Source organism: Pantoea sp. SORGH_AS_0659 (genome assembly GCF_031453915.1).
In the GTDB taxonomy this organism is placed as follows: Bacteria; Pseudomonadota; Gammaproteobacteria; order Enterobacterales; family Enterobacteriaceae; genus Pantoea; species Pantoea leporis.
On the sequence record NZ_JAVJAK010000003.1, the window covers coordinates 177,177 to 191,117 of the forward strand.

Consider the following 13,941-nt stretch of genomic DNA (forward strand, 5'->3'; position numbering starts at 1 on the left):
TGTTCGCCAATATCGTTGTTATGCATGTGATTAACTATATTTCGCCACCCAATGTTGGGTGGCTTTTTTTCATTAGAGATGATGAAAGTGTTTACGGGAGCTTAAGCATACTTGCTGCCCGGATTGCAGTCTCAACTGCCGGAAAAATTGTGTTGATTGAACAATGACTAATGTAATCATTTTCAACCACTATCTGATTACCCTGAGGATAATTTGGTGCCCAGGTTTTATAGCCGATCAAGCCGGTATCCTTGAGCTTCCTCTTATTATAAAGTGCCACTAGTGGACGATTTAGCGCGTTAGCAATGTGGACGATGGAAGTATCCGTACTCACTACCGCGTCAGAGATGCGGACAATTTCAACTGCGGTATTTATGGTACTTTCTGACACAATTAAAGCACCATGCGCACTGAATGAACGTACTTTGTTGCTCTGCCCGATTACCACAACTTTTATCTCCGGATTAATCGAGTGAATAAAGTAGATGAGAGAGATGACCTGTTCTTCGGAGAAATCTTTATCCGTGGCGCCAGAGAAAGGATTCACAGAAACGACAATATCGCTATCTGTAATTCGAAGGGCATTCTTGACTCTGTTTTGTTCTTTAACACAGCGCCCGAGTTGATAATGAAATGAGGTTTCGTGGATATTGAACAGTGCCAGCACCCGCTTATGGCGTTCAGTGATATGCTTCTCGGCATCAAGATAACGGATGGATGCATTATAAATACCCGGAAGATTTTTATTAAAGCCAACATGGTGGCTACGTCTCATCAGCCATGCCAACTTCAGACGTTCATAATCCTGGACATCGTCAAAATCGATGACAACATCAAATTTCTGAGCGTGTAACAGGTCAAGTGACATCCGATTTTTATATTGAATAACCTGATCAAGATAGTCGCAATTTTTTAGCAGTTGTCCGCATACCGGGCCGGTAAGCACTGAAACTCTGTAGCCTTTCTCTGCTAGTTTGAATGCCGTTCCCGTAGTTACGACCATGTCACCAATTTTGTCGTCGAGGCGAAGAATCAATATCTTACGCGCTTTAACAGGTTCAAAAGCATCTCGGGTGCGTATAGTCCGGATAAGACACAATAGCGCTGCTTTTTTTATTTTCCTAAACAGATTGTTTTTATTTCTATTAATCGTTTTCAGAAACCGCATAACAATACCCGTACATATGAAAAGGCCACATTGAAAAATTTAAAAGAGGAAACGATGCGGCAAGAATGGTCATAGGGAGCCTATGTTACCGGTTTCAGTGATTAAAAAAAATCTTTCTGACAGCTCACGAGAACATCCTATTCAGCGCAATGTACGCACTCCAATACGGAAACTAACGATTGGGCGAATAGGATGCTCATGCGCCCCCTAAACAGCAATGACAATCTTAAGGGCCTTTTCTGGCCTGAGCACCGACTTAAAGCGACTCAACCAACCTTAATCCCGTCTCGGCATCAAACAGATGAATTTTCTCGGGGTTAAAGCCCAGCATAATGCTCTCGCCGCTGACAGCCGCATGACGGCCTGCGATCTGCATATGCAACGGCTGACCGTGCCATTCGAGATGCAACAATGTGGATTCGCCGGTGATCTCCACCACTTTCACCAATGCTGCGGCGTTGCTGCTGGCTTCCAGCAGATCGTGCGGGCGCACGCCTAGCGTCACGGCTGCGCCAGCACGTTCGCGCGCCGCCGCTTGCCAACGCGCGGGCAACGGCTGCCACAGATCCTGGCACTGCACGCCGGGCACGCCATCGCGGGCGATCAGCTGTGCCGGTAACAGGTTCATCGGCGGTGAGCCGATAAAGCGTGCGACAAAGGTATCCGCCGGACGGTCGTAAATCGCCAGCGGCGCGCCTTGCTGCACGATGCGGCCATCCTTCATCACCACAATTTGATCGGCCAGCGTCATCGCCTCAACCTGATCGTGCGTCACATAAACCATGGTGGTTTTGAAACGCTGATGCAGCGATTTGATCTCGGCGCGTAGCTCCATACGCAGCTGCGCATCGAGGTTCGACAGCGGCTCATCGAACAGGAACACTTTGGGATTTCGCACCATCGCGCGGCCCATCGCCACGCGTTGACGCTGTCCGCCTGACAGTGCACGCGGATAGCGTTGCAGCAGCTTATCGATGCCAAGAATTCCGGCGATGCGCGCAATTTTAGTGTGCTGCTCCTCGCGCTTCACCCTCTTCACCTGCATGTGGAACGCCAGATTCTCCGCCACGGTTAAGTGCGGATAGAGCGCATAGCTCTGAAACACCATGGCGATATCGCGATCGGCTGGATCGCGGTCGTTGATTTGCACTTTGTCCATCAGGATCGCGCCATCCGACAAGCTCTCCAACCCGGCCAGCAAGCGCAACAGCGTCGATTTTCCGCAGCCGGATGGGCCAACCAGCACGGTAAAACTGCCGTCAGGAATGGTGAGATCGAGCGGATGCAGCACCGACTGTTTTGCGTAGCGTTTGGCCACTTTTACGAGTTCAACACTGGCCATAATTTAAAACTCCTGGGAAAGTTGCAGTTGATGCCAGTCGGGGTAACGACGCGGCAAGGTGCTGATAGCCAGTGACGCCACCGAAATCCCCCATTGCAAAGCCGTGATGAGATCTTGCTGATGCAGCAGGGCGGTGAGAAATCCGGCGTTGAAACTGTCGCCCGCGCCGATGGTATCCACCACCGTGACCGGACGCGCAGGCTGACTCACTGAATGATCTACCTGCCAGCAGCGCGCGCCCTGCGGGCCACATTTCACCACGCAGCCGCCGCGTCCGCTCAGCTGTTGCGCCAGCATTTGCGCGCTGGCGGGCAAGTCGTCTGACGCCGCCAATCCCAGCGTTTCCACTTCATTGAGCAGCAGCCAGTCGCACAGCGGCAGCCAATGCGTGATCTGCTGACGCACTTCGTTTGTCCAGCCCTGCGGCGGCCAGCCGGTATCGACGGCGGTGACAAAGCCGCGCTGCTGTAACTCGGCGAGCAGCGCCGGATAATCGTCATACAGATGCAGACACAAAAAGGTGCCGCACAGCAGCACGATATCGCCGTCAGACGCGGTAGCCGGCAGTTGATCCAGCACATCCTGCGCGGTGAGTTGCACGATATGGCCGAGATTACTCAGGAAAGAGCGTTCGTGATCCGAATGCGTCACGCCAACGGTAAGCGAGGTTTCGCAGCTGTAGCGCGTCCAGTGCGCAGCGCTGTGCGGAAAATGACTCGCCAGCCAGGCGCTCAGGCCATCATTGCCCTGATTGGCGACCGCGCGATGGCGCACCTGCATCGCTTCTAGCGCCAGCGCGCAGTTGCCCGCCGAGCCGCCAGGACGCAGTTCGCTGTGATTCAGCATCACTTCAGTACCGCGCTGCGGCCAGTTATCCAGCGTGCCCATGATCAAATCGACATTAATGTTACCCACCACATACAGCGTGGCGGTGAGTTTCTGCTCCATCATCCTTTGCTCCCGCCACTGGCAAGGCCGCTAACCAGCGTCTTCTGCAGCCAGATGGCAATAAACAGCGGTGGCACCGACGCCAGAATGCCAACGGCAGCGATTAAGCCATCATCGGTGGCGCGTCCGGCGGTAAATCCGGCAATGGTGACCGGTAAGGTTTGTGCGGCGATATTGCTGGTAAACAGCAGCGCATAGAAAAATTCGTCCCACGCCAGCAGCCAGCCAAACAGTGCGGCGGCCCCCAACACCGGCTTCGCCAGCGGCAGCGTAATGCGTAACAGCACTTGCCAGACGCGCAGGCCGTCGAGCCGCGCCGCCTGCTCAATATCCTGCGGCAGCGTATCGAACTGGTTTTTCAGCATCCAGGTAAGGAACGGCAGAATCAGCGAGCAGTAAACAATGATCAATCCGGGCCGCGTGTTGAGCAGATCGAACTGCTGCAACAGGAAGTAGAGCGGCAACACGAATGCCACCGGCGGCACCATATAGATGGCAAGTGAGGCGAATAGCCAGCCGTCGCGCCCGCGGTAGCGCGAGAAGCTGAACGCCGCTGGAATGGCCAGCAGTAAGCAGATGATTGTCGCGCCGGTGGCGACTAAAAGGCTGTTGCCGAGTGCATGCAGAAACAGCACGCCCGGCTGGCCAGGCTCCAGCGACAGCAGCTTGCCATAGCGGGTGAAATCCCACTGGCGCGGCAGCCACTCCAGCGGTACGCGGGTGAGATCGCTGGCGGCGCTGACGCTCATCAAAAACAGCCAGCCCATCGGCGCTAACACCGAGAACGCCACCAGCAGCGCGGCGGCGTATTTACCGACATGGCGCAATTTAACCTTCATAAGCGCTTCCTTTGCAGCGCTGGCGCCACAGTAACAACATGTAAAGCGTGATCAGCACCGCGCACAGTAAGGTCATCAACATCGCGTAGGCCGCGCCGCTGCCGGCCCGCAGGTAGCTAAACGACTCCTGATACACGTAAAAACTCAGGGTTTTGGTGCTATCGACCGGACCGCCGCGCGTCATTACGTAGATGATGTCGAAGATTTTGAAAGCGTCGATGGTGCGCAGCACCAGCGCCACGCTGAGCGGGCCAACAATCGCCGGGAAGGTGATAGCACGAAAACGCCGCCACGCCGATGCGCCATCCAATCGTGCGGCTTCAAACAGATCGTCGGGGATCGATTGCAGCGCCGCCAGCACCAGTAAGGTCACCAGCGGATAGTTTTTCCAGATATCGGCGAACATCACCGCGTTGAGCGCCGAATCCGGCGAACCCAGCCAGCTGCGATAGCCATCAATGATCCCTAACTGCGTCAGCAGGGCGTTGATGCTGCCGTAATCCGGGTTGAAATTCAGACGCCACATCATGGCGTTAACGATGGTCGGCAGCGCCCACGGCAAAATCACCAGCACGCGCAGCACGTTGCGACCGGCGAATTTCTGGTTCAGCAACAGCGCTACCAGCACGCCGATCACGCCTTCAATTGCCACCGACACCACGGTGAAATAGAGCGTGCGCCATAGCGAACTGCGGAAATCCGCATCGGTGATGGCGAACAGATAATTTTCAAAGCCAATCCAGCCCGGCGCTTCACCGCTGCCGATCAGGGCGGCATCGGTGAAACTCAGCCAGATGGTGCGTAACAGCGGCCATGCGGTGAGCAACATCATCACCAACAACATGGGTGCCAGCAGCACCCATGCCTGCCATTGTTCGCGTTGACGCAAACTCAGCATTGTTGCCCCTTAGCGCAGACGCGCCGCACTCTTATCTACCGCTTGCAGCGCGGCATCTGGCGTTGCGCTGCCCACCAGCACCTGCTGCAACTGCTGCTGCAGCGTGTTGGAGAGACGCGAATAGTCAGCCGTTTCCGGACGCGACAGCATCACGTTAAGCGATTTATCCGCCGCCGCGATCAGGCTTTCCTGGTTTTTCAGCACCGCCGGATCCTGATACGAGCTTTTCCAGATCGGCAGACTCAGCGTGGCGTATTGGTTCTGTACCGGCTGTGAAGTCATGTAGCGGATGTATTGCCATGCCTGATCCGCATGCGTGCTGCCTTTAGTGATGCCAAGGCCCATCGAACCGTTTACCGCACCGAATTTGCCGGGCGCATCGCCTGGCGCGGGAACGATGCCCACCTGGCCGGCGACCTTACTTTGTTTAGGATCGTTGGCCATGTTGTACATGTAGGTCCAGTTGAGCGCGAAAGCCGCATCGCCATTGGAGAAGGCTTTACGCACATCCTCTTCCAGATATTCGCGTGAAGCCGGATTGCTCAAGCCTTCATCCAGCGAGCTTTTCATCAGCTTCACCGCTTGCAACGAGGCCGGGGAGGAGAAATCGAGTTTGTCGTTGTTATAGAACTTGCCACCGAAACCTGATACCAGCGTGGTGTAATCGCACACCAGCGCTTCCGCCTGCGACCAGCTCCACACCAGCGGATATTTCACGATGTTTTTCTGCTTGATGATGCGCGCATCATCCATCACCTGCTGCCAGGTTTGCGGCGGCGTGGTGATACCGGCTTTTTCCAGCATCGCTTTGTTGTAATAGAGATATTTGGTATCGAGGATCCACGGCATGCCGAGGGTTTTGCCTTTGAACTCAACGGTGTTCATTGCGCCGGGGAAAATCTGTCCTTTTTCATCGGCGCTGATCCGGCTGCTGACGTCCTGCAACAGATCGAACTTAGTGAATTCTGCCGGCCAGATGGCATCGAACAGCACCACATCGTAGCCGTTACCGCCCGCGCCACGCGCCGCAACAATTTTGTCATGCAGCGCTTCGTACGGCACAAACTCAAGATTAACCTGCACGTCTGGGTGCGTTTTCTGAAACGCCTGCGTCATGGCGCGGATATCATTTTCGCTATACGCCGCCTGCGTCATAAACAATGCATTCAACGTGGTTGCCGCTGCCGCGCTGCCTACGCTGGCTAACAGAACTGCTGCAAAACAACCTTTTATGACTGGGTTGAATCGGATTTTCATGGTGTTTTCCGCCTTGATACAAAAAGAGGGTGTTTTATTAAATCAATTTGATGGATTTAATAACGCGCACAGGTTGTCAGGTTGCTGCGGCTGACATTGGTTAGCTAAAGCAATTGACGTGCCAGGGCATAAATCTCGTTTGCCGCTGGACATTACTTTGCACAGATTTTCGCCGCTGTCAGGTAAACAGATTGTAAAATGTGTGGCCGATCATAGATATTCATGTGGTTTTAAAAAGGAGGACAGTTGCGAAAAGTGCCGATCAGCTTTTTGCCGAATGCATTGTTTAGGTGCAGTTGCGTTGGGGCTTGCTGCATGAAAGCGCATCTCTTAACGGCGAAATGCCGTTATCAGTAGCTGGTTAGGATGAGATTTTCGGCTGATAATACAGCCAAAAGCGGACGTCAAAATGATGACGGCTTAGGTAGTTCTGTCACATCAAACATAACACCGCATCTTGAACCTAAGCACCATGTGCTGCTGGCGTTCCCTGGTGAAAAACCAGAGTCCACGTTCCTTCCTCCGAACTTAAAGCAACCTGAGCTTTTCCAGAAGCATTCTGCTTATCCTCAAGTGATCCTACCGTATGCTCTCTTCTAACATAATAGTGCTTCACTGAATCGCTGCAGCCCCTTTGCGCGATTGGAAATTAGAGACAGCTTTAGACGAAAGAGGATATTCGCAATTTATCGATAAAGGATGCAGACTTGTAAAACGTTCGCGCATTTATGGTGTAGAAATAAAGCATTCTTTTTATATAGTTGGCTGATGGACTTTCAAAACTCAGTAGGTAATCACATGATCTTAAGTGTCAATCACGTTGGTTTTTCAGTTAAAAATATTGAAGACTCATTATTATTCTGGACTCAGATTCTTGGCGGTAAATTAATACGTGAAGGAAAAATGTCCGGGCCTATAATCGATGAGGTAACAGGTGCAAGGGGAGCTGATGTACGAATGGCTTTGCTCGAACTGGCTGATATTCAAATTGAATTACTCCAATACAATAACATTGAGCAGCCAGAAAAACCTTCAGCGCCCTATATCCCAGGCTACGCTCACCTTGCTTTTATGGTTGAGGATCTTGATACGCTCTTAGGCAAAGTATCGGACTACGGTTGGAAGACGCCGGGTAAACCGCAAACGGTGTCGTCAGGACCCATGCAGGGTACCAGAGTAATATATTTACAAAGTCCTGATGGTCAGACGCTTGAATTGATGGAACGCAGTTAATGAGGCCCACGTATTATGACCTGTAATCCTTTAATTAAAACAGTATTGTTTGCAAAGCCCGCTTAGGGAAAAGAGTGGACGATGCCAAGCCCAATGTCCTCTTTGAGCGAGCAGCGGATGTTACTTCAGGTTTAGGGCAGGGCTAGGGGGTTAAGATCTGATTGTTCACTTTGCAATGTTGATAAAAAGTTCTTTACTTTTGTGAATAAGTTTCCGCACATATTGATGTGCAGAACTCCTGTCTGTGCTATCGATTCAGCCTCGCAACTAAAGTGAACAAATCAGCAATTCTGGTAAACCTCGACTAACCGTTAATGGATGTGACTTTAGCCTGACGGCAGGATCACAGCTGTCTGGTTAGATGGATTTAGATGATTAATTGATTTGGTTCTATTTTATCCAGATGGTCTGTACAGACTTAAATTCAATCCATCATAAGTATTTTGATGGTGGTTTAAAAAATAAAGATAAACATTGTTAATAATTCTATTCTTTTCATAACTAACTCTTCTTTCATACTGATTGGTTTCACTGCGTTTCTATTTTCGTATTAATAATGACATAGTGGAATATTGTCGTAAATTAGTCACAGAGCTATGATCGGAAAAAGATATATATATTTTATGATTGGATTTAATTTAGATTGATTTATAACCAATTTGGTTAATTTAACTGAATTGATTGCCTCGGGTAGAGATTTATATGTTAGCGGAATTCAAAAGCCCCGAAAACAGTGTGTTTTTTAAGCGTTGTAAGTCAAATTCGATGTTATTTATACAAATATCATGCACTTATAAGTTTAGTGACATGTAAATTCAATGCAGTTAAAGTAAATGCAATGTAAATATCTGGTTGCAAATTGAGCATTTATGGAATGAGTCTACGACAAAAATGGATATCAATTATCTCTTTCTTGGCACTAAACCCTTCACTTTTATTACATGTTTGTGAGGGTGGGGCTAGATCCAAATCCACCTCTGGTGAAAGCTGGTTAAAATTAAAGCGCATTAAGAATGTGAATGGCGATAATAATTTAAATAACTTCCCTCATACTCTTATTAGCTTATGCCTAAGGCATAAAGCCTCTAATCATATGTTGTTTTTGAAAGTCAAAAAATCCATAAATTTACAGATTTTTGATAGACTACTTGAAGCATCGATTTGTATTGATGAATTCAATTTACATTCTGGATTGCACATATATGGAAATCATGAAAAATACTACGCGTTGAAAAAACTCTGGCTCAATTCTGGAGAGATGTACCACAACGCATTGATTACCTTGCTAGAAATGCGAGATGTTAAATCCTACCTAAACAGCAGTGACGATATTGGCATTGGTTGTGATTGTCCTCAAGACGTGCTTTTCATTGAGGCCGATTATGAAGAGTATTTTTATCAATTAGTCGGCATCATCGCTGCGCAAAAATTAACAATGCCGCTTTTGATTGAAAAGGTAATGCAAGGAGCACTACGGCTTGGAATAAAAAATAAAAAAAATTCTGATGATTTATGAAAAAATAAAAAATAATATTGATTATTCAGATGGGTGGATTCAAGAAGAACTCATTCCATTATTAGGTAACAAAATAAAAAATAAAAAATAAGAAAGCTGTTATGCTCGGAGCTTCAATTTATTTAGATGCGCGAGCTGATTATTATGATGCGCTGCTGAATATTACAAATTAATCATCAAAGGGAAAAGTTTTATCTCAACCTAATGGTTGTTCTTGCCCTAATGGGCTTTAAAAATGGAGTAGTGAAGTGATTAATAAAAAGTTCAGCTTAACGAAAGATCAAATTTCTGATTTTCAAGAGAAAGGTTTCCTTTTGTTAAAAGGTTTTTATTCTCCAGAGTTTGTTAGTTATATCAAGTCAACTATTAGTCAGTACATTGATAAACCTACTGATAAGTATCAGACCGGGTTCAGTCGATTAGCTTTTGACATGTACGATGGCGATGAGGTAGTGATTGGTCTGTTGAAAGATCCAGCATTTAAGAAGGCAATGAAAGACCTGACTGGAAGGAATATGTTTTATGCACAAGCATTATCTTTTGAGCTTGAAAAGCTCAAAAATAAAGGCTTTCCATGGCATATCGGTACACAGAGTTTTGGCTACCATCATGCTGAAGATTTTGGATGCACGATCTGGGCTCCTTTAGTTAATATTAATCCAAAAGGGCAACGTGGGGGTATGGCTTACGTACCAAAAAATCGCGTAAACGGTGACTATCTTTACAGTCATATAGATCCCTCCGTGTTCAGTATGCTGCAGCAAAAAATTGACGCGAATGAGAATCCTACTACAGACGATTTCGTTCAGTGGCGTGATGGTCCTCTTAACGATAACGCACAGATGGCTATTCTTAATCACTTTGGAGTAGAGGATGAATTTGAAGTAGGAGATGCGCTTATTTTTGACAAATACGTTATCCATCGAAGCATAATGCTTGGCGAAGGAGAGGTAGATATCCGTGCAGCGTTTGTTATGCGTTTCTTCTGCTCTGAAAGCACATATGATGCCAAACGAGCCAGCGATTTGGAAATCCCAAGAAATTACTTTAAGTATGCAGGTCCAACAAAATTCCACTTGGAAGTAGCTAAGAATGAGGGCGATCGCCTTGTTGACAGCGCTCTATTTGCCGGGCAGGAATACAGAGATCTTTCAATCTAATCGATTAACCGCGGGGGGGGATGCCCCCCATTTATGCAGGGCAAGTTTATGTCTCAGATTTACCTTTACATCTTAATTGCCAGCTTAACCATAGCGAGCCCGGGACCGGGTGTATTGCTCACGTTAACGAATACACTTAATTACAGTTTACGTAGTGCCTTAGCTGGAATTATTGGTGTGGCAGCAGGTATGGGTGTGATTTCTATTATTGCAGCTAGCAGCTTGGGAATAATTATAACAACTTCTCAGTTTGCGTTGATTGTGGTCAAAATTGTAGGTGCTGCTTATCTTGCCTATCTGGGCGTTAAGCTGTTTCGTTCTACTCCAAAAAAAATGAGTGAATCTGGAAGTGAGAGTATTTTAATTCTTCCATCAAAATCATCAAGGTTTCGTCAGGGTTTTTTTGTTTCTTTGCTTAATCCAAAACCCATCGTGTTTTTCATGGCGCTATTCCCTCAGTTTATAAACGCTGAAAAGCCTTTTATCAGCCAGTTCTGTATTCTTTCTATGATTTTTTGTGTGTTGGTGGTTATTATCCACTTCATATATGGTGCTTCGGCTAGTTCAGTGAAGAAAAAACTGGCCACTGGTAAAGCCTTTTCATATCTAAATAAGACTGGTGGTAGTGTGTTTATGGTTTTTGCTATTGGCCTAATAGTCTCTGTTATTACACCATATTTTCATTGAGTGCTGGTGTTGAATAAAGGTGGCCAAAGTTGTTGTGGCCGCCTTTACTTTCTGAAGACGTATGTTCTTAAGCAGAGAAGGTGACATTTTTATCCTGGCACGAGAAAACATTATCAAAATACACGTTTGTACAGTGGGTAGGGTTCACCGATGCCCAAGACGAAGCAGCGCTCCATAATATTTACGTTTTAGGCGTTACTGTCAGCGCGGCACAATTATTTTCATAGTTAATGTGTAAGTATCCTGCATGATTTAGGCATTCAATATCAAATACTCATTAGTGCTTTAACTTCCGCTTTTGGCACAGAAGTGCCTTTGGCGAATATATGTCCACTGTGGGCGAAACCCGATATATGCGGGCAAAAGTGCATGATTAATAGCTTACCCACACGGCAGTATGGGTAAGCACGATCCGCGAATCAGTTGAATACCATTCCGCCGTCGATCAGTAGCGATTGCCCGGTCATGTAGTCGGAATCCGGTCCCGCCAGAAATGCGACGCATGCGGCCACATCTTCCGGTTCAGATAGCCGGCCCAAAGTAATACGTTTTGCAAATTCCTGCGTCCCAAAGCCAACCGGTTTACCCGCCGCTTGTGAAATTTGCCTGTCGATCGATTCCCACATGGGGGTTTTAACAATACCCGGACAGAAGGCATTGACCGTAATGCCTTTAGACGCAAGATCTTTAGCCGCTGTCTGCGTCAGCCCGCGAACGGCAAATTTGCTGGAGCTATAAACAGCCAGCTCCGGGTTGCCAACATGTCCTGCCTGAGAGCAGGCATTAATGATTTTGCCACCGTGATTTTCCGCGGAAAAAGCGCTAATCGCCGCCTGCATTCCCCAAATCACACCCTTAACGTTGACGTTATAAACCTTATCAACAATCTCCTCGGTGATATCGGTAATCGGTGTTGATGGCGCAATGCCGGCGTTGTTCACAATGACGTTGAAATCACCCAGCGCATGGCGCGCTTCTTCAACGGCGTGAAAAACGTTATCGCGTTGGGTGACATCAACCTGCAGCGCGATGGCCTTTCCTCCTGATGTGACAATCTCATCAGCGACATGCTGCGCCGTTTCAAGATTGAAATCCGCGATGGCTACGGAAAAGCCGTCTTTTGCCAGGCGTAAGGCAATGGCTGCGCCAATGCCCTGTCCGGCGCCGGTTACAAATGCGACTCTGTTTTTCATAATCATATCCTTTCAATTAGAGAATTTGACTCAGGTGTAACTGACTCATCAGTAGCGGGTTATCGCTGTAGTCGACCGGAATTGCGACCACAGCGGGGCCGCTGACATCCATTGCTTTGCGCAATGTTGGCTCAAGTTCTGCCGCACTGTTAACGGAGAAGCCGGCTGCGCCAAAGGCTTCGGCATAGGCTTTAAAATCCACCGGACCGAAACTGACGCCTGAAATTCGCTGATACTTTTTCTCTTCCTGCATGGCGACCATGTTGTAGGCGTTATCAACCCAAATGATGTGCAGGATATTAGCCTTCAGCCTGACGGCAGTTTCCAGTTCCATGCTTGATTGCAAAAATCCGCCGTCCCCGGACACCGATACCACCTTGCGTGAAGGATCAACCAGCCAGGCACCAATAGCCCAGGGTAGGGCGACACCCATGGTCTGTTGACCATTAGAGATCATGATTTGGCGCGCACGGAAGCTATACAGATAGCGCGCTATCCAGATATGAAAGCTTCCCATATCAACGGTAAGGCTGATGTCAGAGTTAATGATGTCTTGCATCGCATGCACGATGCGCAGGGGATGCAGCGCAAATTGATTTAAGCTGGCACCTTGCATCGCCAGTAATTGCCGTTGCTGCTGGCGGTCTTCCAGTACAGCGGCCGCAGCGTGGCTTAGCGTTAATGGTGAGAGGATACGGGCGGCAATCTTGCATACGGTCTGCGCAATGTCGCCTACCAGTTCTGCGTCGGGCTGGTAGCGGTTATCCGTATCAGCCGGTAGCACATCAATATGTACCAGGATGGCTTTGCCGCTGTTCCACATTGCCGGCTCATACTCAACCGGGCTATAACCGATAGTGATGATCAGGTCCGCCTGCTGTAATAACCGGTCTCCTGCCTGGTTGTTAAATAATCCAACCCGTCCGGCAAACCTTGAGAAGTGCTCCTGTCTGACTGCGCCTGCAGCCTGGTAAGTACTGGTCACGGGGATCTGGCTTTTTGACAGCAGTTCATGGATTGCGGCGCTATTTTCTGGTTGGCTGGCCATTAGGCCCAGCAGGATGACCGGATTTTTTTGCCCGGCTGATTTCCTGGCTGACAGCCTCAATTAGGGCATCGGGGGCCGCGCCCAACTTAACGTGTCCACTATTTTGCAAAGGGCTGCCGGAAACCGGCTGATCAACAATATCCTGCGGCAGGCTGATAAAGGCACCTCCACCGCGTCCGTTTTCTGCATAACGAAATGCGTTAGAGACACATTCGGTCAGCGCGGAGGGGGCGGTGACCTCTACAGCATATTTCGTTACCGGACGAAACATCGACACGGTATCCAGGCTCTGGTGAACCTGTTTGGCGCTATCCGATCGTTTCACCGCTCCGCCAATAGCCACCACCGGATCGCCTTCGCTGGTGGCGGTTGCCATGCCGGTAACCAGATTCGAGCACCCTGGTCCGGAGGTCACAAGTGCAACCCCGGCATGTCCCGTAAGTCGGCCTACCGCTGCGGCCATAAAGGCAGCATTTGCCTCATGCCTGACAGGGATGAGTTGAATGGGAGAATCCACTAATGAATCAAACACTTTGTCGATTTTGGCTCCGGGGATGCCAAACACGTGGTTTACGCCTTGTGCTTCAAGCTGCGCGACCACGAGATCCGCGCCGCTGTTCCAGTGAGTGTGGGTTTTTAACGTTTTCATATT

Annotated in this window: 11 protein-coding genes and 1 pseudogene; 4 read left to right on the forward strand and 8 right to left on the reverse strand. The window is 48.8% G+C overall.

The genetic code is table 11. The annotated features are described in order from the left end of the window. Window positions 1–91: 91 nt before the first annotated feature. The 6 genes from Q3H59_RS21960 to Q3H59_RS21985 form a co-directional block, all read right to left on the reverse strand. The gene (locus Q3H59_RS21960; RefSeq protein ID WP_309837266.1) at window positions 92–1,168 is read right to left on the reverse strand and encodes a glycosyltransferase family 9 protein; all 1,077 of its coding nucleotides are present in this window, start codon (window positions 1,166–1,168) and stop codon (window positions 92–94) included. Between the two features lie 256 nt (window positions 1,169–1,424). Then, window positions 1,425–2,510 (reverse strand): sn-glycerol-3-phosphate ABC transporter ATP-binding protein UgpC, encoded by a 1,086-nt coding sequence (locus Q3H59_RS21965; RefSeq protein ID WP_309837269.1) that lies wholly within the window; start codon window positions 2,508–2,510, stop codon window positions 1,425–1,427. Window positions 2,511–2,513: 3 nt separating this feature from the next. Then, window positions 2,514–3,458 (reverse strand): carbohydrate kinase family protein, encoded by a 945-nt coding sequence (locus Q3H59_RS21970; protein WP_309837882.1) that lies wholly within the window; start codon window positions 3,456–3,458, stop codon window positions 2,514–2,516. Then, window positions 3,458–4,297, reverse strand: coding sequence for a carbohydrate ABC transporter permease (locus Q3H59_RS21975; protein WP_064739810.1), 840 nt, complete (start codon window positions 4,295–4,297; stop codon window positions 3,458–3,460). The genes Q3H59_RS21970 and Q3H59_RS21975 overlap by 1 nt, the downstream gene beginning before the upstream one ends. Further along, window positions 4,287–5,195: a sugar ABC transporter permease gene (locus tag Q3H59_RS21980; RefSeq protein WP_309837274.1), complete on the reverse strand. Its 909-nt coding sequence runs from the start codon at window positions 5,193–5,195 to the stop codon at window positions 4,287–4,289. The genes Q3H59_RS21975 and Q3H59_RS21980 overlap by 11 nt, the downstream gene beginning before the upstream one ends. Window positions 5,196–5,204: 9 nt before the next feature. After that, a complete protein-coding gene (locus tag Q3H59_RS21985) occupies window positions 5,205–6,452 on the reverse strand; it encodes an extracellular solute-binding protein (RefSeq protein WP_101761101.1) in 1,248 nt (415 codons plus the stop codon). A 798-nt stretch (window positions 6,453–7,250) separates the two neighbouring features. On the opposite strand from Q3H59_RS21985, the gene Q3H59_RS21990 reads away from it, so the two are divergent. From Q3H59_RS21990 to Q3H59_RS22005, 4 genes are all read left to right on the forward strand, one after another. Further along, window positions 7,251–7,685, forward strand: a complete 435-nt coding sequence (locus Q3H59_RS21990; protein ID WP_192413396.1) for a VOC family protein — start codon at window positions 7,251–7,253, stop codon at window positions 7,683–7,685. Window positions 7,686–8,559: 874 nt separating this feature from the next. Then, window positions 8,560–9,201 carry a hypothetical protein gene (locus Q3H59_RS21995; protein WP_309837277.1) on the forward strand — a complete coding sequence of 214 codons (642 nt, stop codon included), beginning with the start codon at window positions 8,560–8,562 and terminating at the stop codon, window positions 9,199–9,201. Window positions 9,202–9,449: 248 nt separating this feature from the next. After that, window positions 9,450–10,361, forward strand: coding sequence for a phytanoyl-CoA dioxygenase family protein (locus Q3H59_RS22000; protein WP_192413394.1), 912 nt, complete (start codon window positions 9,450–9,452; stop codon window positions 10,359–10,361). A gap of 48 nt (window positions 10,362–10,409) precedes the next feature. After that, a complete protein-coding gene (locus tag Q3H59_RS22005) occupies window positions 10,410–11,048 on the forward strand; it encodes a LysE family translocator (protein ID WP_210080058.1) in 639 nt (212 codons plus the stop codon). A gap of 419 nt (window positions 11,049–11,467) precedes the next feature. Here Q3H59_RS22005 and Q3H59_RS22010 read toward each other — a convergent pair whose 3' ends face one another. Both Q3H59_RS22010 and alsS read right to left on the reverse strand, forming a co-directional pair. Further along, the gene (locus Q3H59_RS22010; RefSeq protein ID WP_192235625.1) at window positions 11,468–12,241 is read right to left on the reverse strand and encodes a (S)-acetoin forming diacetyl reductase; all 774 of its coding nucleotides are present in this window, start codon (window positions 12,239–12,241) and stop codon (window positions 11,468–11,470) included. 16 nt (window positions 12,242–12,257) lie between these two features. Next, window positions 12,258–13,938: pseudogene (gene alsS / locus Q3H59_RS22015) on the reverse strand (acetolactate synthase AlsS). Between the last annotated feature and the right edge of the window lie 3 nt (window positions 13,939–13,941).